This window comes from Streptomyces vietnamensis (assembly GCF_000830005.1).
GTDB lineage: Bacteria > Actinomycetota > Actinomycetes > Streptomycetales > Streptomycetaceae > Streptomyces > Streptomyces vietnamensis.
The window spans coordinates 6,581,723-6,601,899 of sequence record NZ_CP010407.1 but is presented as its reverse complement, the minus strand read 5'-3'; the positions used below and the strand labels follow the sequence as shown (position 1 = coordinate 6,601,899).

Genomic DNA, 20,177 nt, shown 5'->3' with positions numbered 1-20,177 from the left:
CGCACCGCCCGTCTCCTTTGCCAAGGTGTCGCCACCGCACCAGCAACGACCAAGGGAGAACGATGCGCCCGATATCGCGTACGGCCCTGGGGGCGGCGACCGCCGCCGTCCTGGCCGTCACCGCGCTGACGCCGTCCGTGGCCGCCCAACCGGGGCCCGGCGCCGCCGGCGACAGACCGCTCGTCGGCACGCAGGCGGCCCCACAGCGCACGGGCAGGCCCGTGACGGTCACCCTCGTCACCGGCGACCGGGTCCTGGTGACCACGGACGCCTCCGGTCGCTCCTCCGCGGCGGCGCTGCCGCGCGAGGACGGCAGCGTCCCGCTCCTGGAGACCCGTCAGGTCGGCCAGGACCTGTACGTCTACCCCGAGGACGCCACCACCGCGCTCGCCGCCGGACGCGTCGACGAGGAACTCTTCAACGTCACGGGCCTGATCCGCCAGGGCTACGACGACGCCGCCACCACGGCCCTTCCGCTGATCGCCGTCTACGACTCCGCCGTCGACGTCGCCCGCTCCGTCCCGGCCTCCCCGCGCGGCGCGAAGCGCGGCCAGGTCCTCAAGGCCGCCCACGGCGTGGCGCTGAAGGCCGACAAGAAGAACGCCTCCGCCTTCTGGGCCGACGTCACCTCCCGCCGCTCCCGTTCCGGCGCCGACGTCCGGAAGCTCTGGCTGGACCGCAAGGTCGAGGCCACCCTGGAGCAGTCGACCGCGCAGGTGCATGCCCCCGAGGCGTGGGCCGCCGGTTACGACGGCAAGGGCACCAAGGTCGCCGTCCTGGACACCGGCGCCGACGCCGAACACCCCGATCTGAAGGGCCGGATCGTCGCCTCGGAGAACTTCACCGACTCCGACACCACCGGCGACCACCAGGGCCACGGCACCCACACCATCTCCACCGTCGGCGGCTCCGGCGCCGCGAGCGACGGAAAGAAGAAGGGCGTCGCCCCCGGCACGGACCTCCTCAACGGCAAGGTCCTCAACGACTCCGGATCCGGCGCCACCTCCTGGATCATCGCGGGCATGGAATGGGCCGTCGCGCAGGGCGCCGACGTCGTCTCCATGAGCCTCGGCAGCCCCGTACCCACCGACTGCACCGACCCGATGAGCACCGCCACCGAGGAACTCGCCCAGAACAAGGGCACGTTGTTCGTCATCGCCGCCGGCAACTCCGGCCCCACGCACAACACCGTCTCCTCGCCCGGCTGCGCGCCCAGCGTCCTCACCGTCGGCGCCGTCGACCGCGACGACTCCACCGCCTGGTTCTCCAGCCGCGGCCCGACGATCGTGAACCACACCCTCAAGCCCGAGATCGCCGCCCCCGGCGTCGGCATCTCCGCCGCCGCCGCCGGCGGACGCGGGGTGTACGCGTATCAGTCCATGTCCGGTACGTCGATGGCCACCCCGCACGTCGCGGGCGCCGCCGCCCTCGTCAAGCAACGCCACCCCGACTGGACCGCCCAGCAGATCAAGGCCGCACTCGTCGCCTCCGCCCACAGCGAGGTCCCCGGCGACGCCCGCGAGGTCGGCGGCGGCCGCCTCGACGTCAAGGCCGCCATCGACCAGACCATCCTGAGCACCCCCACCGTCCAGGGCGGCACCTACAACTGGCCCCAGGACAAAACCGACCGCACCACCGTCTCCATCCCGTACACCAACACCTCCGACGCGCCGGTCACCCTCGACCTGGCCGTCGAGAAGATCACCGGCAACGACGGCTCCGCCATCAAGTCCCCGATCGCCCGCCTCGGCAAGCGCACCGTCACCGTCCCCGCAGGCGCCACCGTCAAGGTCCCGCTCGCCCTCGACCCCGACGCCCGCCTGGAGCCCGCCCAGTACGGCGACGTCACCGGCCGCGTCCTCGCCACCGGCCCCGGCGGCATCCACGTCTCCACCCCGTTCTCGCTGTACGTGGAGCCCGAGACGGTCACCCTGCGCGTCAAGTTGATCGACCGTCAGGGCAACCCCGCCTCCGGCGCCTCCTCCCTCGACGTCATCGGCACCGACACCGCCAGCGGCGAGCGCCGCTTCAACGACGGCGCCGCCGACCAGGTCTACCGCCTGCGCCCCGGCAGCTACTTCCTCTCCTCCTTCGTCACCACGCCCGACGAGGGCGAGGGCGCCACGCTGAACGACTCGCTCAGCTACCTCGGCCGCCCGCAGGTCGAGATCAAGAAGGACACCACCGTCGTCCTCGACGCCCGCCAGGCCCACAGGCTGTCGATCCGCACCGACCGCCCCACCGAGGTACGCAGCGCGACGCTGTCCTTCGCACGCCACTGGGACGACACCTGGACGCACGCCGGAACCCTCTCCGGCGGCCGTACCGTCCGCGGCTACTACGCCTCCGTCGAGGGCGAGGCGAGCGACGGGGACTTCGAGTTCGCCGGCTACTGGCGGGCAGCGGCGCCGATGATCTCCGAGTTCGCCGTCGTCGGGGGCGAGGCGCTGCACCCCGTCACCGCCTCGACGGGTTCGGCCAACCTCGACGGGGCGGGCGAGACGCCGCTCGTCGACGCCAGGTCCGGCACGGCGGCGGAGCTCGCGGCCGCCGGTGTCCAGGGCAGGATCGCCCTGGTCCGGATCGCGGACGACCAGACGTCCGTCAACACGCAGGCCCGTGACGCCAAGGCCGCCGGCGCCAAGGCCGTCCTCGCCTACCACTCCGCCCCCGGCCGCTGGCTCCCCGCGATCAACACCACCACCACCGGCTTCCCGGTCCTCGCCGTCGAGTCCGCCGAGGCCGAGGTGCTCCTCGACCGGCTGGCGGCCGGCCCGGTCACGATCCGCTGGAAGGCCACCGCGAAGAGCCCGTACGTGTACACCCTCGCCTTCCCCCACCGCGGTGAGATCGACGAGGAGCGGACGTACCGCGTCGACGACGACCGCCTCGGCCGGAGCCGGTCGACGTTCCACTCGATGGGCGTCGCCGCCGACTTCGTCGACTTCGCGCTGGCGGGCCGGCCGGACGGTCGGCAGGTGCTGCTGCCCTTCGAGAGCGTCGCGGTGCCCGGCACCCGGACCGAGCTCTACACCCCCGGCGACACCACCTGGCAGCGCTACCTCTCCAGCAGCTTCCCCTGGGGCGAGTTCATGGTCGCCGCACCGCGCGCGTACGCGGTGGGAGAGCAGCGCGACGACCCCTGGTACGACGGCGTGGTCTCCCCGCGCGCCCCGATCGACGCCGCCGGAAAGCCGATGCTCGCCGCCGAACGCCAGGGCGACCTGATCGGCTTCGCCGCCGCGATGTGGGGCGACGGCACCCACCACGCGGAAGCCGGCTCGTTCGGGGACATCGGCAACCTCCGCCTGCGCCAGGACGGGAAGCAGATCGGCGAGTCCATGTACCCGTACGGGGTCTTCGACGTCCCTGCCGAGGAGGGCGCGTACGAACTGGAGCAGTTCGTCGAGAAGTTCGGCGCGCCGGCCAAGGTCTGGCAGCGGTCGACCTCGATCGACACGATCTGGCGGTTCCGCTCCGCGCGGGACGAGAACGTCTACTCCCAGGCCGTCCCGCTCCTCTTCCCCCGCTACGGGCTGCCCGAGGACGGCGCCAAGACCCTCGCCGCGGAAGCGGGCCAGAAGATCACCCTGACCGCGACCGGCCACGGCGGCTACACGCCCGCCGCCCTCGTCTCCGCCGCCCTGTCGTACTCGTACGACGGCGGTACGACCTGGACCGAGGCCCCGGTCGCCCGGCACGACGGCACGTGGACCGCGACCGTGGACCACTCGGCCGCCTCCGGCAGGCAGGTCACCCTGCGGGCCGAGCTGACCGACGCGAACGGCAACTCCGTCCGCCAGACGGTCACCCGCGCCTACGACGTGCGCTGACCGTCCCCCGGCCCCGCCGGACGTCCCCCGCGACGGGTGGACGCCCGGCGGGGCCTCACGTGTCCGGGCCCGCGTCCGATTCGTACAAGACGACCCGAGCGCGCCCCGCCTAGCGTGCGGGCATGGACACCACACCCCGCACCACTCCTCGTGTCGCCCCCCGTGTCACCCCCCGTTTCGACCTCGTCGGTCTCGTCGTCTCCGACATGGCCGCCTCGCTCGCCTTCTACCGGCGCCTCGGTCTGGACGTCCCGGCCGGGGCCGAGTCCGCCCCGCACGTGGAGGCGGCGCTGCCCGGCGGGCTGCGGATCGCCTGGGACACGGAGGACGTCGTCCGCTCCTTCGATCCCGGCTGGACGCGGCCCGCGGGCGGCAACCGGGTCGAGCTGGCCTTCCGCTGCGGGTCGCCGACGGAGGTGGACGCGGTGTACGAGGAGCTGGTCGCCGCCGGACACCGCGGGCATCTGAAGCCCTGGGACGCCGTGTGGGGGCAGCGCTACGCCGTGGTCCTCGACCCTGACGGCAGCGGGGTCTCGCTCTTCGCGGACGCCCCGACCGAGCGCGCGTAGGCGCTCAGGGTGGTCCCCGCCAGGGCCCGGGTCTCGCGGGCGAGGTGGGCCTGGTCGGCGCAGCCCGCGCGCAGGGCGGCCTCCGCGTACGGCACCCCGGCCCGGACGAGGGCGAGGGCGCGCTGGAGGCGCAGGACGCGGGCGAGGGTCTTGGGCCCGTAGCCGAAGGCGTCGAGGGAGCGCCGGTGCAGCTGCCGGGCGCCGAGTCCGACCGCCTCGGCCGTCTCGGCGACCGCCCGGCCCGCCGCGAGGCGCGCCACGACGGCCCGGAGCAGCGGATCGGGGGCGGGGGCGTCGGCGGCCCGGCGCAGGACGAGCTGCTCCAGGGCTGCGGCCGGGTCGGGGGCGTCCGTGATCCGCTCGCCGAGCCGCCGCGCCTCCGCCTCGCCCCACAGCGCGCCGAGGGCGACCCGCCGGTCGCGGAGCTCGTGGGCCGGGACGCCGAGGAAGCCGGGTGCGTCGCCGGGGGCGAAGCGGATGCCCGCGTACCGTGCGGCGAACTCGCCGGGCACGTACGCACGCGTGTCGGGTCCGGCGACGAGGAGGCTCCCGTCGGCCCAGATCAGGTCCATGCAGCCGTCGGGCAGCACAGGCCGTTCCGCCGTGGGGCCGGCGGCGGCGGTCCGGGTCCACAGCACGGCTCCGTCGAGCAGGGCGGGGCGCTCCTCGTACACCCTCCGAGGGTATGCCTCCGCCGGAGGGTCAGTCCTTCTCCCAGCCCGAGTGGAGGCGGGACTTCACGTCGTCCGGGGGGAGGAACTTGGACCAGCGCTCGGGGAACTCGGACGGCATGTCCGGGTCGTCCTCGTCGACGTCGTCCGCCTCGGCGCGCACGCGGGCGACGAGCTCGGCGGCCTGGGCGGCGCGGGCCCGTTCGTTGGCCTCGCGGGCCGCGGCGGTGGCGACGGAGGGCCAGACGCGGTCGATGGCGGCGTTCACGGCGGCGCCGACGAGGACCGCGAAGGCCGAGATGCCGATCCAGAGGAGGACGGCGATGGGGGCGGCGAGGGAGCCGTAGATGGTGGGGCCCTCGACCTGGCTGGTCAGGTAGATCCGCAGCAGGAAGCTGCCGAGGACCCACATCCCGAGCGCGATGAGGGCGCCGGGGATGTCCTCGATCCACGGCGATCTGACGGGCACGGACACGTGGTAGAGCGTGGTGAGGAAGGCGATGGAGAGCAGGATGACGGTCGGCCAGTAGAGGACGGCGACGACCTCGGTGCCCCAGGGGACGAGTTCGACGATCCGGTCGGGGCCGACGACCGCGAGGGGCAGCACGACCGCTCCGATGAGCAGCGCGATGATGTAGAGGAGCAGGGCGAGGAGCCGGGTCTTGACGATGCCGCGGCGCCCGTCGAGTCCGTACATGACGGTGATGGTGTCGATGAAGACGTTCACCGCGCGGGAGCCCGACCAGAGGGCGATGGCGAAGCCGAGGGAGATCAGCTCGGGCCGTTTGCCCTGGGTGATGTCGTCGAGGAGGGGTTCGGCGATCTCGTGGACGCCCCGGTCGGAGAGGACCGTGCCGGCCGCGTGGAGGATGTTCTCCCGGATGCTGGCGACGGTGTCGGTGTTGGTCCAGTCGTCGGCGTAGCCGAGGACGGCGATCAGGCCGAGCAGCAGGGGTGGCAGGGACAGCAGCGTGAAGAACGCGGCCTCGGCGGCGAGGCCGAGGATCCGGTACTCGATGCACGAGTTGACGGTGTCCTTGAGGAGCAGCCAGACCATCTTCCGCTTCGAGACGTTGCGGTAGAGGACGCGCGCGCGATGGAGCCTGCTCCAGGGCCGACGCTCGGGCCGTTCGGGTGTTTCTCTTGCTGCCTGCACCTGCTTACCGTATCGGCATGGCAGCGAGCACCCACACCGTGACCAACCAGGCCCCGCCCCTGGTGGGATATGACGTCTTCACGAGCGACCGGGCGCTGGCGGAGGCGGTCGAGCGGCACCTCGCGCCGGAGCTCCTCGCGGAGGTCCGCGAGGAGCTGAGTCTGCTCGGCCGGGCGTGCGGGTCGGTGCAGGTACGGGAGTGGGGCGAGCAGGCGAACGGGAACCCGCCCCGGCTGCGGACCCACGACCGGTACGGGCAGCGGATCGACGAGGTGGAGTTCCATCCGGCCTGGCACCGGCTCCTCGGGCGGTCCGTGTCGGCCGGGCTCACGCACGCGTGGGGCCGACCGGGTGGTCATGTGCGGCGGGCCGCCGGATTCCTGGTGGCCTCGCAGCCGGAGGCGGGGCACGGCTGTCCGCTGTCGATGACGCACGCGGCGGTGCCCGCGCTGCGCGCCGAGCCGGAGCTCGCGGCGGTCTGGGAGCCGGCGGCCCTCTCGCACGTGTACGAGCGGGAGCTGCGTCCGGTCGCGGAGAAGCCGGGGGCGCTGCTCGGCATGGCGATGACGGAGAAGCAGGGCGGCAGCGACGTCCGGGCGAACACGACGGAGGCCCGCCCGCTCGCGGCGGACGGGGAGTACGTCCTGACGGGGCACAAGTGGTTCTGTTCGGCGCCGATGTCGGACGCCTTCCTGGTCCTCGCGCAGGCTCCGGCGGGTCTCACCTGCTTCCTGGTGCCCCGGGTGCTCGCGGACGGCTCGCGCAACGCGTTCGCGATCCAGCGGCTCAAGGACAAGCTGGGCAACCGGTCGAACGCCTCCGCGGAGGTGGAGTTCGACGGGACGACCTGGGCCCGCCGCGTCGGCGATGAGGGGCGCGGGATCCGGACGATCATGGGGATGGTGGCGGCGACGCGCCTCGACTGCGTGCTCGGTTCGGCGGCGCTGATGCGGCAGGCGGTGGCGCAGGCCGTGCACCACGCCTCGTACCGCTCGGCCTTCGGCGGCCTGCTCGTCGAGAAGCCCCTGATGCGGAACGTCCTGGCCGATCTCGCCCTGGAGTCGGAGGCGGCGACGGTACTGGGGATGCGGCTGGCGGCGGCCTACGACGCGGGGACTCCGGAGGAGTCGGCACTGCTCCGCATCGCCGTTCCGGCGGCGAAGTACTGGGTGACCAAGCGGTGCGTGCCGGTGGTGGCGGAGGCGCTCGAGTGCCTGGGCGGCAACGGGTACGTGGAGGAGTCGGGGATGCCCCGGCTGCTGCGGGAGTCGCCGCTCAACTCCGTCTGGGAGGGCTCGGGGAACGTGCAGGCGCTCGACGTGGTGCGGGCGCTGCGGACGGAGCCCGCCGCGCTGGACGCGCTGCTCCGCGAGGTCGGGGCGGCGCGGGGCGCGGACCACCGGCTCGACCGGGCGATCAGAGGTGTGCTCGTCGAACTGGCGGACCTGGAGGGGATCGAGGCGCGGGCGCGGCGGCTCGCGGAGCGGCTCGCGCTCGTGCTCCAGGGGGCGCTGCTCGTGCGGTGGGCTCCGCCGGAGGTGGCGGACGCGTTCTGCGCGGCACGGCTCGGCGGGGACGGGGGCGGGGCGTTCGGGACGCTCCCGCACACGCTCGACCTGCGGGCGCTCGTGGAGCGGGCGCGGGTCGAGGTCTGAGCCCGACGAGCTGTACCGCGCGTACCAGGGGTGGACCTGAGGGGTGTCTCTTCAGGCCGGTACGCGCGGAAAAGCGGGGGGTGGTGCTGCGCCGACACGGCACCACCCGCCGCTCGCACCAGACTCACTCAGGGGGGCGGTCGATCGCCAGAGTTGCAAAGGGTTGCAGGATTACCCGAACCGGGCTCGTCGGGTGGTCCCGGACGGCACGATGGGCACCGACACTCCGGACATCTGCCCTGTGCAGAACCGATACAGCACCCCCGGGTGGCTGGGAGAGACCGATGAACAACACGCAGCTCGACATGAAGCGGCTCGCCTCCATGGACGCCGCCCAGGCCACCCGGCTGCTGCACCGGGTGCGCGAGGAGACCCTGGCCGGCCGGCGGCCGCCGATCGCGCCCCGCCCGGTGATCGACGCGTCCTGGCAGCGGATGGCCCGCCTCGGTCTCGACCCCGACCAGGACACGAGCAGCGTGCTGCTCCGGCGCGACGAGCTGGAGGAGCGGCGCAGGACCACGCTCCTCTCCGAGGTCATGCAGACGCTGAGCGGCGGGCTCGCCGGCATCGCCGACGCCTCCCTCCAGATCATGGTGGTCACCGACGAGCACGGCCGGGTGCTGTGGCGCCAGGGGAACCTCGCCGTGCTGCGGCAGGCGCACAGCATCTGCCTGGAGGAGGGCGCGGCCTGGAGCGAGCACGCCACCGGGACGAACGCGGTCGGCACGGCGCTCGCCATGGGCCGGGCGGTGCAGGTGCACTCCGCCGAGCACTACGTGCAGTCGCTGCACAACTGGACCTGCGCCGCCGCGCCCGTGCACGACCCGCGCGACCAGCGGCTCCTGGGGATCCTGGACGTGAGCGGTCCCGCGTCCAGCTTCCATCCGGCGATGCTGGCCCTGGTCGGCTCGGTGGCGCAGCTCGCCGAGGCGGAGATGCGGGAGCGGCACCGCCGGTCGATCGAGCGGCTGCGGGCGGTGGCCGCGCCGATCCTGTGCCGGGTGGGCGGCCGGGCCGTCGCGGTGGACGCCCACGGCTGGACGGCGGCGGTGACGGGGCTCGCGCCGGTGGACCGGATCCCGCTGCCCAAGTCGTTCCGGGCGGGTCGGGTCTGGCTGCCCTCGCTCGGGGTGTGCGCGGTGGAGCCGCTGCCGGGCGGCTGGCTGCTGCGGGTCGAGGAGGAGAACCGGCCCGAGGAGCCGGGCTCGGAGGCGGCGAGCCGGGTGGTCCTGGACCTGAGCCGGCCGCGTCGCTGGACGGTGGCCGTCTCGGGGGTGGCGGGCAGCTGGCAGCAGGAGCTCAGCCCCCGGCACGCGGAGCTCCTCTACGTCCTGGCGCTGCACCGCGACGGGCGGACGGCGGCGGAGCTGGCGGAGGACGTGTTCGGGGACCGTACGAGGACGGTGACCGTACGGGCCGAGATGTCCCGGGTGCGGCGGAACCTGGCGGGGGTCCTGGCGCACCGCCCGTACCGCTTCCGGGAGGAGGTCGCGGTGGAGGTCCTGCGCCCGGAGCGCCCGGGAGACCTGCTGCCCCACTCCACCGCCCCCGCCGTCCGCGCCGCGACCCCCGCCTGACCGGCAGGCCTCAGGAGGCGAGCTTCTGGAAGAGGGTGCCGATCTCGGCCTGGGTCGCGACCAGCGGCAGGGTGTCGAAGTACAGCTCCCACTCCCCGCCGGGGCCGAAGCGCTCCACGATCCCGAAGGGGACGCCGGTGCGGATCTTCTCGCCGTCGTGCACGGAGACGGTGCCGTGCCACTCCACATAGGTGGTGGTCTCGCCGACGGCGACCTGGCCCGCCTTGAGGTCGAGGTCGGCGGTGGCGAAGAGGCGCTGCAGGTAGGCGCGCTTGCCGGCCTCGGAGGCGAGCGGGGCGGCGAGTCCCGGTCCGTTGAGCCGGGCGCCCCGGGTGCGGGCGAGGAGGGCGTCGACGTCCCCGGCGTTCCAGGCGGCGAGACGCTCCGGGACCTCTTCGGCCCGGGCCCGGAAGCCGGCCTGGACGGGGAGGCCTGTCTGGTCGGGGAGGCCGGCCTGGGATCGCTCGCCGTCCCCGGGCGTTCCCGCGTCCGTGATGCCCGCGAACAGCGGCGCGGGCGCCACCCCCGGCAGGGTGTCGCGGAAGAGGACCGCCCGGTCGTAGTAGCGGCGGGCCTGGAGGGTGCGGCCCTCGTCGCCGAGGACGTTCCGCGCGATCTGCGGATAGGCGACGGTGTGGCCCTTGAGGGTGACCTCGTTCCACTGCCCGAACATCACGGTGCTGCCGTCGGCGACCACGTCCGTGCCCCGGTAGGTGAGGCTGGGCGCGAGGCCCAGGGAGCCGGTGATGGAGGTGCCGATCGCGGTGCGGCCGCGCTGCGCGGCGCTCCCCGCCTCCCAGAGCGTGGCCTCGGGGTCGAAGATGTCGAGGTAGGCACGGACCCGGGGGTGGGCGAGATCGCCGTACGCGGGCGGCGTACCGGTCGGCATCTCACCGAAGGTGATCTGCCTCTCCATGAAGGCGCAGGCATTGGGGGTGATGCGGCCCTCCAGCCGCTCGACCTTCTCCCGCGCCGCCGGGCAGTCGCCCCGCGCGATCGTGGCCGCCCCGCCCGGCAGCGCCTCAGCCGTCGTCACGGTGACCGCCGCTCCCGCGACGATCGCCGTCGCCATCGCGATGCCCGCCAGACCACGCCGACCCGTACCCATGTCGTACCCCTCATGTCGTCGATCACCGGGTGCGGCCGTGTGCCGTCCCGGTGCGCTCACCCTGCCGGGAGGGCGGTGCGGGGGTCGATTACCTCTGAGGTCATGCGCCTCGGCGGACGGGCTCCGGGACGCCCGGAGACACCATCTGTCCGCATGGCGGACAGGCTGTCCGCCGGTACCGAACAGGGTGGGAATCCGGCGCTCCGCATGATGCGATGACCCCATGAGCATCACTCTCACCACCTGGTCCCTCGAACAGACCTCGCCGTCCGATCTCCGCCCCTCCCCCGCTCCGGAGGGCGACGACATCACGATCGCGCGCGCCGAGGTGCCCTCGCCGGAGTACAGCCGCTTCCTCTATACGGCGGTCGGCGGCGACATCCGCTGGAACGACCGTCTGCCGCTCTCGTACAAGCAGTGGCAGGAGATCGTCGAGAAGCCGGGGGCCGAGATCTGGGTGGCGTACGACCGGGGGACGCCGGCCGGATACGTGGAGCTCGACCCGCAGCCCGAGGGCGTCGTCGAGATCGTCTACTTCGGCCTGATCCCCGCCTTCCGCGGCCGCCGGATCGGCGGGCACCTCCTCTCCTTCGGAACGGCGCGCGCCTGGGACCTGGCCGAGCGCTGGCCGGACCGGGAGCCCACGAAGCGCGTCTGGCTGCACACCTGCTCGCTCGACGGCCCGCACGCGATGGCCAATTACGAGCGGCGCGGCTTCCGGCTCTTCGACACCAAGGTGGAGGAGGTCGAGGAGTCGGAGACCCCCGGCCCCTGGCCCGGCGCCCACGCCTGAGGCACGCGCCGACCGTACGAAAGGGGCCCCGACGGGGCCCCTTTCGCGTGACCCACGACACAGCATCTCACTGACCGAGACATCTATGTCCGAATGCTGGACGATGCTGGACTGCGTCCAAACTCCCGTGACACGCTTCCGTCATGTCTGGAACTGGAATTGCCTTGGTGAGTCGGCGGCACGTCGACCTCGGCCGCATGTCCAGCGCCGTCTGTCCGGCGCGCTGAGAGAACCAGCACCGCCGCGATTTCTTTCAAGCCCGACTCTGCCCCATCCTGCTGCGCACTGACGCGCCACCCTCTGACCTGAGCGTGAGTGTGCAGGTCAGAGCCGCCCTCTCGCAGTCCCGAAGGACGAAACGCCATGGCCGCCACCCCGGAAAACCCCACTCCCGCCGCCGCCCGCCGCAAGGCCGGGCGCCACCGTGGCGAGGGTCAGTGGGCCGTGGGGCACTTCACCCCCCTGAACGGCAATGAGCAGTTCAAGAAGGACGACGACGGTCTCAATGTGCGGACACGTATTGAGACGGTCTACTCGAAGCGCGGCTTCGACTCCATCGACCCCAACGACCTGCGCGGACGCATGCGCTGGTGGGGCCTCTACACCCAGCGCAAGCAGGGTCTGGACGGCACCAAGACGGGCGTCCTGGAGCCGGAGGAGCTGGACGACGAGTACTTCATGCTCCGCGTCCGCATCGACGGCGGCCGGCTGACCACCGAACAGCTCCGCGTCATCGGCGAGATCTCCGAGGAGTTCGCCCGCGGCACCGCCGACATCACGGACCGGCAGAACGTCCAGTACCACTGGATCCGCATCGAGGACGTCCCCGAGATCTGGAACCGCCTGGAGGCGGTCGGCCTGTCCACCACCGAGGCCTGCGGCGACACCCCGCGCGTCATCCTCGGCTCCCCCGTGGCCGGCATCGCCGCCGACGAGATCATCGACGGCACCCCCGCCATCGAGGAGATCTACCGGCGCATCGTCGGCAACAAGGACTTCTCCAACCTGCCCCGGAAGTTCAAGTCCGCGGTCTCCGGCTCGCCGCTGCTCGACGTGGCGCACGAGATCAACGACATCGCCTTCGTCGGCGTGGAGCACCCGGAGCACGGCCCCGGTTTCGACGTCTGGGTCGGCGGCGGTCTGTCCACCAACCCGAAGCTCGGCGTCCGCCTCGGCACCTGGGTCTCCCTCGACGAGGTCCCGGACGTCTACGAGGGCGTCATCTCGATCTTCCGCGACTACGGCTACCGCCGGCTGCGCAACCGCGCCCGGCTGAAGTTCCTCGTCGCCGACTGGGGCCCGGAGAAGTTCCGCCAGGTCCTGGAGGACGAGTACCTGAAGCGCAAGCTGACGGACGGCCCCGCCCCCTCGGAGCCCGCCGGCCGCTGGCGCGACCACGTGGGCGTCCACAAGCAGAAGGACGGCAAGTTCTACGTCGGCTTCGCGCCGCGCGTCGGCCGGGTCGACGGCGCCACCCTGACGAAGATCGCCGCGGTCGCCGAGGCGCACGGCTCCGGCCGGGTCCGCACCACCGCCGAGCAGAAGATGCTCGTCCTCGACATCGAGGAGGCGCAGGTCGAGTCGGTCGTCTCCGCCCTGGAGGCGCTGGACCTGCGGGTCACCCCCTCGCCGTTCCGGCGCGGCACGATGGCCTGCACCGGCATCGAGTTCTGCAAGCTCGCGATCGTCGAGACGAAGGGCCGCGGCTCCTCGCTCATCGACGAGCTGGAGCGCCGGATCCCGGAGTTCGACGAGCCGCTGACGATCAACATCAACGGCTGCCCGAACGCCTGCGCCCGCATCCAGGTGGCGGACATCGGTCTCAAGGGCCAGCTGGTCCTGGACGACGAGGGCAACCGCGTCGAGGGCTACCAGGTGCACCTGGGCGGCGCGCTCGGCCTCGAGGCCGGCTTCGGCCGCAAGGTCCGCGGCCTCAAGGTCACGGCTGCCGAGCTCCCGGACTACGTGGAGCGGGTCCTCAAGCGCTTCCAGGCGGAGCGCGAGACCGGCGAGCGCTTCGCGACCTGGGCGGCCCGCGCCTCCGAGGAGGCGCTGTCGTGAGCGAGCGCGCAGCCCCCTTCTTCTGCCCCTACTGCGGGGACGAGGACCTGCGTCCCAACGAGCAGGGTCACGGCGCCTGGGAATGCGCCGCGTGCAGTCGAGCCTTCCAGCTGAAGTTCCTGGGGCTCCTCGCCCCGGCGACTTCGGGCAACACCACTGGAAGGGAAGACATATGACGGTCACTCAGGATACGACCGCGGCCGACCTCAAGGCACTCGCCGAGCAGGCCGGCCGCGATCTGGAGGACGCCTCCGCGCTGGAGATCCTCCGCTGGGCCGTGGACACCTTCGGTGACCGCTTCTGCGTCACCTCCTCCATGGAGGACGCGGTCGTCGCCCACCTCGCCTCCCGGGTCAAGCCCGGCGTGGACGTCGTCTTCCTCGACACGGGCTACCACTTCGAGGAGACCATCGGCACCCGCGACGCCGTGGACGCCGTCATGGACGTCAACGTCATCACCCTGACCCCGCGTCAGACGGTGGCCGAGCAGGACGCCGAGTACGGTCCGAAGCTCCACGACCGCGACCCCGACCTGTGCTGCGCGCTGCGCAAGGTCAAGCCGCTGGAGGAGGGCCTCACCGCGTACGGCGCGTGGGCCACCGGCCTGCGCCGCGACGAGTCCCCGACCCGGGCGAACACCCCGGTCGTCGGCTGGGACGAGAAGCGGCAGAAGGTCAAGGTCTCCCCCATCGCCCGCTGGACGCAGGACGACGTCGACGCGTACGTCACGGAGCACGGCGTCCTCACCAACCCGCTCCTCATGGACGGGTACGCCTCCGTCGGCTGCGCCCCCTGCACCCGCCGCGTCCTGGAGGGCGAGGACGCCCGCGCCGGACGCTGGGCGGGCCGCGCCAAGACCGAATGCGGGCTGCACGGATGACGGACACTCAGACACCCCAGGAGAACCACGTGACCGGTGCCACCATCTGGCTCACCGGCCTGCCGAGCGCCGGAAAGACCACCATCGCGTACGAGCTGGCCGGCCGCCTCCGCGACGAGGGCCACCCCGTCGAGATCCTCGACGGCGACGAGATCCGCGAGTTCCTCTCCGCGGGCCTCGGCTTCAGCCGCGAGGACCGGCACACCAACGTGCAGCGGATCGGCTTCGTCGCCGAGCTGCTCGCCTCGCACGGCGTGAAGGTCCTGGTCCCGGTCATCGCCCCGTACGACGACAGCCGCGAGGCGGTCCGCAAGCGCCACGAGGCCGAGGGCACCGCCTTCGTCCAGGTGCACGTGGCCACCCCCGTGGAGGTCTGCTCCGTCCGCGACGTGAAGGGCCTCTACGCCAAGCAGGCCGCGGGCGAGATCTCCGGCCTCACCGGCGTCGACGACCCGTACGAGGCGCCCGAGAACCCCGATCTGCGGATCGAGTCCCAGAACCAGACCGTGCAGGAGTCCGCGGCGCAGCTCCACGCGCTGCTCACCGAGAGGGGTCTGCTGTGACCACCGTCGTCCACACTCACGACACCACGGACAGTCCGTTCGCGCTGTCGCACCTCGACTCCCTGGAGTCCGAGGCCGTCCACATCTTCCGTGAGGTGGCGGGCGAGTTCGAGCGGCCGGTGATCCTCTTCTCCGGCGGCAAGGACTCCATCGTCATGCTGCACCTGGCGCTGAAGGCCTTCGCCCCCGCGCCGATCCCCTTCACGCTGCTCCACGTCGACACCGGGCACAACTTCCCCGAGGTCATCGAGTACCGCGACCGCGTCGTCGCCCAGCACGGGCTGCGGCTGCACGTGGCCTCCGTGCAGGAGTACATCGACGCCGGCAAGCTCCGCGAGCGCCCCGACGGCACCCGCAACCCGCTGCAGACCGTCCCGCTGACCGAGGCGATCCAGCAGCACCGCTTCGACGCCGTCTTCGGCGGCGGTCGCCGCGACGAGGAGAAGGCCCGCGCCAAGGAGCGGGTGTTCTCGCTGCGCGACGAGTTCTCGCAGTGGGACCCGCGCCGCCAGCGCCCCGAGCTGTGGCAGCTCTACAACGGCCGGCACGCCCCCGGCGAGCACGTCCGCGTCTTCCCGCTGTCCAACTGGACCGAGCTGGACGTCTGGCAGTACATCCAGCGCGAGAAGATCGAGCTCCCCGAGATCTACTTCGCCCACGAGCGCGAGGTGTTCGCCCGCAGCGGCATGTGGCTGACGGCCGGCGAATGGGGCGGCCCGAAGGAGTCGGAGACGGTCGAGAAGCGGCTGATCCGCTACCGCACCGTCGGCGACATGTCCTGCACCGGCGCCGTCGACTCCGACGCCACCACGCTGGACGCCGTCATCGCCGAGATCGCCGCCTCCCGGCTCACCGAGCGGGGCGCCACCCGGGCCGACGACAAGCTGTCCGAGGCCGCGATGGAAGACCGCAAGCGCGAAGGGTACTTCTAAATGAGCACGTCCACCGAGCAGCTGTCCGACCAGCTGGCGGCCACCACCCTGCTGCGTTTCGCCACCGCCGGGTCCGTCGACGACGGCAAGTCCACCCTGGTGGGCCGGCTCCTGCACGACTCCAAGTCGGTCCTCGCCGACCAGCTGGAGGCCGTGGAGCACGCCTCGCGCTCCCGCGGCCAGGAGGCGCCCGACCTGGCGCTCCTCACCGACGGTCTGCGGGCCGAGCGCGAGCAGGGCATCACGATCGACGTGGCCTACCGCTACTTCGCGACCCCGCGCCGCCGGTTCATCCTCGCCGACACCCCCGGGCACGTGCAGTACACCCGGAACATGGTCACCGGCGCCTCCACCGCCGAGCTGGCCGTGGTCCTCGTCGACGCCCGCAACGGCGTCGTCGAGCAGACCCGCCGGCACGCGGCCGTCGCCGCGCTGCTCCGCGTCCCGCACGTGGTCCTCGCCGTGAACAAGATGGACCTGGTCGAGTACCAGGAGTCCGTCTTCGCCGCGATCGCCGAGGAGTTCACGACGTACGCCTCCGAGCTCGGCGTCCCGGAGATCACCGCGATCCCGATCTCGGCGCTCGCCGGCGACAACGTCGTGGAGCCGTCCGCGAACATGGACTGGTACGGCGGCCCGACGGTCCTGGAGCACCTGGAGACCGTCCCGGTCAGCCACGACCTGACGGCCTGCCACGCCCGCTTCCCCGTGCAGTACGTGATCCGCCCGCAGACCGCCGAGCACCCCGACTACCGGGGCTACGCCGGTCAGATCGCCGCCGGTGCCTTCCGGGTCGGCGAGGAGATCACCGTCCTGCCGTCGGGGAAGAAGTCGACGATCACCGCCATCGACGCGCTGGGCGAGTCCGTGGACATCGCCTGGGCCCCGCAGTCGGTGACGATCCGGCTCGCCGACGACATCGACATCTCGCGCGGCGACCTGCTCGCGCCGAGCGGCGACGCCCCGGCCACCAGCCAGGACGTCGAGGCGACGGTCTGCCACGTGGCGGACCAGCCGCTCGCCGTCGGCCAGCGGGTCCTGCTCAAGCACACCACGCGCACGGTCAAGGCGATCGTCAAGGACATCCCCTCGCGGCTGACCCTCGACGACCTGTCCCAGCACCCGAACCCCGGGCAGCTGGTCGCCAACGACATCGGCCGCGTCGTGGTCCGTACCGCCGAGCCGCTCGCGCTCGACGCGTACGCCGACTCCCGCCGTACGGGATCGTTCCTGCTGATCGACCCCGCGGACGGCACCACGCTCGCGGCCGGCATGGCGGGCGAGTCCTTCGCCACGGCCAAGGCCGTCGCCGCGGTCGACGAGGAAGAAGGGTGGGATTTCTGAGATGAGACGGGACGTCTACGCCACCTTCGCGAAGGAGGGCGGCCGGGTCGGCTCCGGCGCCCTCGGTGCGGGCATGGGAGGTGTCGCGCGATGTGCGTGCTGACCTCTGTGCGCCGCATGAGCGGTGCGACACGGCTCCACCCGCTCCACCCGCTCCACCCCGAAAGACATAGACGCAGACTTCGCTGAGAAGTCGAACCGAGGGGAACACCACCCGTGCCTGCCACCACCCGTACCACCCTGCGCCGCGGCCTGGCCGCCGCCGCCGCCCTGCCGCTGCTGATCGGCGCGCTCGCCTCCTGCGGCTACGGCTCCGAGGCCAAGAACGACGACGACGCCACGAAGAAGGTGGCCGCCGAGGGCAAGAAGCTCTCCGCCGACACCGTACGGCTCGGGTACTTCCCCAACCTCACGCACGCCACCGCGCTCGTCGGTGACCAGGAGGGCATCCTCCAGAAGGAGCTGGGCGGCACCAAGCTGGTCCCCACCACCTTCAACGCGGGCCCGTCCGAGATCGAGGCGCTGAACGCCGGCTCGATCGACATCGGCTTCATCGGCCCCTCGCCGTCCATCAACGGCTACGTCAAGACCAAGGGCACCAACCTCCGCATCGTCGGCGGCGCCGCCTCCGGTGGCGTGAAGCTCGTGGTGAACCCGGCGAAGATCAAGACCCTGGACGACCTCAAGGGCAAGAAGATCGCCACCCCGCAGCTCGGCAACACCCAGGACGTGGCCTTCCTCAACTGGATCTCCGAGAAGGGCTGGAAGGTCGACGCCCAGAGCGGCAAGGGCGACGTCTCCGTGGTCCGCACGGACAACAAGGTCACCCCGAACGCCTACTCCTCCGGTGCCATCGACGGCGCCTGGGTGCCCGAGCCGACCGCGTCGAAGCTGGTCAGCGAGGGCGCGAAGGTGCTGCTCAACGAGTCCGACCTGTGGCCGGACAAGAAGTTCGTCATCACGAACATCATCGTGTCGCAGAAGTTCCTGACCGCGCACCCGGACGTCGTCGAGGCGTTCCTGCGCGGCTCGGTGAAGACCAACGAGTGGATCAACGCCAACCAGGACAAGGCGAAGGCCTCGGCCAACGCCAAGCTGAAGGCCCTCTCGGGCAAGGCGCTGGGCGCGAAGGTGATCGACGCCGCGTGGCCGTCCATCCAGTTCACCAACGACCCGCTGGCGTCCACCCTGCAGACCCAGGCCGACCACGCGGTGAAGGCCGGTCTCCTGAAGCAGCCCGAGCTCTCCGGGATCTACGACCTGAAGCCGCTCAACAAGGTCCTGAAGGCCGCGGGTCAGCCCGAGGTCTCCGACGCCGGTCTCGGCGCGAAGTAACAGCCCGCAGCTGAAACCCAGGAGGTGACGACCATGGCCACGACCACGACGCTCGCCAAGGCCGAGGACCGTGCGGCGGTGACCCATGCCGCCCGCATCGAGCACGTCTCCAAGTCCTTCGGCGGACCCGCCGGCGGGCAGCTCGTCCTCGACGACATCTCGCTCGATGTCGCCCCCGGCGAGTTCGTCACCCTCCTGGGCGCTTCGGGCTGCGGCAAGTCCACGCTGCTCAACCTGGTTGCCGGGCTCGACCGGCCGTCCGCGGGGTCCATCGAGACCCCCGGCGGCCGGCCGGCCCTGATGTTCCAGGAGCACGCCCTCTTCCCGTGGCTCACCGCGGGCAAGAACATCGAACTCGCCCTGCGGCTGCGCGGGGTGCCCAAGGCCGAGCGGCGCGAGGAGGCCGAGCGGCTGCTCGACCTCGTCCGGCTCGGCGGCTCGTACGACAAGCGGGTCCACGAGCTGTCCGGCGGCATGCGGCAGCGGGTCGCGCTGGCCCGCGCGCTCGCCCAGGACAGCGACCTGCTCCTGATGGACGAGCCGTTCGCCGCGCTCGACGCCATCACCCGGGACGTGCTGCACGACGAGCTGACCCGGATCTGGCGGGAGACGAAACTGTCGGTGCTCTTCGTCACCCACAACGTGCGCGAGGCCGTGCGGCTGGCCGAGCGCGTCGTCCTCCTCTCGTCCCGGCCCGGCCGGATCGCGCACGAGTGGAGCATCGACATCCCGCAGCCGCGCCGCATCGAGGACTCCGCCGTCGCGGAGCTGTCCCTCGAGATCACCGAGCACCTGCGTGGGGAGATCCGCCGCCATGGCCAGCACTGACATCAGCCCGAACACCGACGACCTCGCCGGCCTCGAAGCGGGCCTGGACGCCCTCGACACCGTGAACGTCTCGCGGCTCCCGGTCCGCCAGGTGCTGGTCAAGAAGGTGCTGCCGCCGGTCGTCGCCGTCGTGCTCGTCCTGGTGGTCTGGCAGCTGCTCGTCACCCTGAAGGTGACGGACGACTACAAGCTGCCCGCCCCGTCCGCGGTCTGGGACAGCCTGACCACGATGTGGCGGGAGGGCACGCTCCTCCAGGTCCTCTGGACCAGCATCTCCCGGGCCCTCTTCGGCTTCCTCCTGGCGCTCGCCATCGGCACCCCGCTGGGTCTGCTCGTCTCCCGCGTGAAGTTCGTGCGCGCGGCGATCGGCCCGGTCCTCGCGGGCCTCCAGTCGCTGCCCTCGGTGGCCTGGGTCGCCCCGGCCGTCCTGTGGCTCGGCCTCAACGACAGCATGATGTACGCGGTGATCCTGCTCGGCGCCGTCCCCTCGATCGCCAACGGCCTCGTCGCCGGCGTCGACCAGGTCCCGCCGCTCTTCCTGCGGGCGGGCCAGACGCTCGGCGCGACGGGCCTCAAGGGCGCCTGGCACATCGTGATGCCGGCCGCGCTCCCCGGCTACCTGGCCGGCCTCAAGCAGGGCTGGGCGTTCTCCTGGCGCTCGCTGATGGCCGCGGAGATCATCGCCTCCTCGCCGGACCTGGGCCTCGGCCTCGGCCAGCTCCTGGAGAACGGCCGCAACAACATCGACATGGCCGGGATCTTCCTGGCGATCATCCTGATCCTGATCGTCGGCATCGCCATCGACCTGCTCATCTTCAGCCCGCTGGAGCGCGCGGTCCTGCGCCGCCGCGGCCTGCTCACGAAGGCCTGAC

The 20,177-nt window shown here is 72.1% G+C and carries 18 protein-coding genes; 15 read left to right on the top strand and 3 right to left on the bottom strand.

Annotation, left to right across the window (positions count from 1 at the left end):
- The first annotated feature begins 62 nt into the window (after nt 1-62).
- Together SVTN_RS29635 and SVTN_RS29630 are read left to right on the top strand one after the other, a co-directional pair.
- Nucleotides 63-3,833, top strand: coding sequence for a S8 family peptidase (locus tag SVTN_RS29635; RefSeq protein WP_041131850.1), 3,771 nt, complete (start codon nt 63-65; stop codon nt 3,831-3,833).
- A gap of 122 nt (nt 3,834-3,955) precedes the next feature.
- Complete coding sequence (locus SVTN_RS29630; RefSeq protein WP_041131849.1) at nt 3,956-4,402, top strand: VOC family protein; 447 nt, start codon at nt 3,956-3,958, stop codon at nt 4,400-4,402.
- Here the strand turns inward: SVTN_RS29630 and SVTN_RS29625 are convergent.
- Nucleotides 4,330-5,076 (bottom strand): helix-turn-helix domain-containing protein, encoded by a 747-nt coding sequence (locus tag SVTN_RS29625; RefSeq protein WP_041131848.1) that lies wholly within the window; start codon nt 5,074-5,076, stop codon nt 4,330-4,332. The two genes, SVTN_RS29630 and SVTN_RS29625, sit on opposite strands and share 73 nt — an antisense overlap.
- Before the next feature lie 28 nt (nt 5,077-5,104).
- A complete protein-coding gene (locus SVTN_RS29620) occupies nt 5,105-6,229 on the bottom strand; it encodes a YihY/virulence factor BrkB family protein (protein WP_078908547.1) in 1,125 nt (374 codons plus the stop codon).
- A 17-nt stretch (nt 6,230-6,246) separates the two neighbouring features.
- On the opposite strand from SVTN_RS29620, the gene SVTN_RS29615 reads away from it, so the two are divergent.
- Both SVTN_RS29615 and SVTN_RS29610 read left to right on the top strand, forming a co-directional pair.
- Complete coding sequence (locus SVTN_RS29615; protein ID WP_041131847.1) at nt 6,247-7,884, top strand: acyl-CoA dehydrogenase family protein; 1,638 nt, start codon at nt 6,247-6,249, stop codon at nt 7,882-7,884.
- Nucleotides 7,885-8,168: 284 nt separating this feature from the next.
- A complete protein-coding gene (locus SVTN_RS29610; RefSeq protein WP_041131846.1) occupies nt 8,169-9,461 on the top strand; it encodes a helix-turn-helix domain-containing protein in 1,293 nt (430 codons plus the stop codon).
- Nucleotides 9,462-9,471: 10 nt separating this feature from the next.
- On the opposite strand, the gene SVTN_RS29605 is transcribed toward SVTN_RS29610, so the two are convergent.
- The gene (locus SVTN_RS29605) at nt 9,472-10,569 is read right to left on the bottom strand and encodes a hypothetical protein (RefSeq protein ID WP_041131845.1); all 1,098 of its coding nucleotides are present in this window, start codon (nt 10,567-10,569) and stop codon (nt 9,472-9,474) included.
- A 223-nt stretch (nt 10,570-10,792) separates the two neighbouring features.
- Here SVTN_RS29605 and SVTN_RS29600 point away from each other — a divergent pair, with 223 nt between their 5' ends.
- The 11 genes from SVTN_RS29600 to SVTN_RS29550 all read left to right on the top strand — a co-directional run bounded on the left by SVTN_RS29600 (nt 10,793) and on the right by SVTN_RS29550 (nt 20,176).
- On the top strand, nt 10,793-11,362 hold the full coding sequence (locus SVTN_RS29600; protein ID WP_041131844.1) for a GNAT family N-acetyltransferase: 570 nt from the start codon (nt 10,793-10,795) through the stop codon (nt 11,360-11,362).
- Nucleotides 11,363-11,505: 143 nt separating this feature from the next.
- Complete coding sequence (locus SVTN_RS46420; RefSeq protein WP_342669711.1) at nt 11,506-11,589, top strand: putative leader peptide; 84 nt, start codon at nt 11,506-11,508, stop codon at nt 11,587-11,589.
- Nucleotides 11,590-11,725: 136 nt separating this feature from the next.
- Nucleotides 11,726-13,423 (top strand): nitrite/sulfite reductase, encoded by a 1,698-nt coding sequence (locus SVTN_RS29595; RefSeq protein ID WP_041131843.1) that lies wholly within the window; start codon nt 11,726-11,728, stop codon nt 13,421-13,423.
- A complete protein-coding gene (locus SVTN_RS29590) occupies nt 13,420-13,599 on the top strand; it encodes a hypothetical protein (RefSeq protein WP_041131842.1) in 180 nt (59 codons plus the stop codon). Before SVTN_RS29595 ends, SVTN_RS29590 begins: the two co-directional genes overlap by 4 nt.
- Nucleotides 13,596-14,303, top strand: coding sequence for a phosphoadenylyl-sulfate reductase (locus SVTN_RS29585; RefSeq protein ID WP_041131841.1), 708 nt, complete (start codon nt 13,596-13,598; stop codon nt 14,301-14,303). The genes SVTN_RS29590 and SVTN_RS29585 overlap by 4 nt, the downstream gene beginning before the upstream one ends.
- Nucleotides 14,285-14,866, top strand: a complete 582-nt coding sequence (gene cysC, locus SVTN_RS29580; RefSeq protein ID WP_373412843.1) for an adenylyl-sulfate kinase — start codon at nt 14,285-14,287, stop codon at nt 14,864-14,866. Before SVTN_RS29585 ends, cysC begins: the two co-directional genes overlap by 19 nt.
- Nucleotides 14,863-15,798, top strand: a complete 936-nt coding sequence (cysD, locus tag SVTN_RS29575; RefSeq protein WP_041131839.1) for a sulfate adenylyltransferase subunit CysD — start codon at nt 14,863-14,865, stop codon at nt 15,796-15,798. The genes cysC and cysD overlap by 4 nt, the downstream gene beginning before the upstream one ends.
- Nucleotides 15,799-17,142 carry a sulfate adenylyltransferase subunit 1 gene (locus SVTN_RS29570; RefSeq protein ID WP_041131838.1) on the top strand — a complete coding sequence of 448 codons (1,344 nt, stop codon included), beginning with the start codon at nt 15,799-15,801 and terminating at the stop codon, nt 17,140-17,142.
- Between the two features lie 216 nt (nt 17,143-17,358).
- On the top strand, nt 17,359-18,477 hold the full coding sequence (locus tag SVTN_RS29560; RefSeq protein WP_041131836.1) for an aliphatic sulfonate ABC transporter substrate-binding protein: 1,119 nt from the start codon (nt 17,359-17,361) through the stop codon (nt 18,475-18,477).
- Nucleotides 18,478-18,510: 33 nt separating this feature from the next.
- Nucleotides 18,511-19,305, top strand: coding sequence for an ABC transporter ATP-binding protein (locus SVTN_RS29555; protein ID WP_041131835.1), 795 nt, complete (start codon nt 18,511-18,513; stop codon nt 19,303-19,305).
- Nucleotides 19,292-20,176: an ABC transporter permease gene (locus SVTN_RS29550; RefSeq protein WP_041131834.1), complete on the top strand. Its 885-nt coding sequence runs from the start codon at nt 19,292-19,294 to the stop codon at nt 20,174-20,176. Before SVTN_RS29555 ends, SVTN_RS29550 begins: the two co-directional genes overlap by 14 nt.
- Nucleotide 20,177 lies beyond the last annotated feature (1 nt).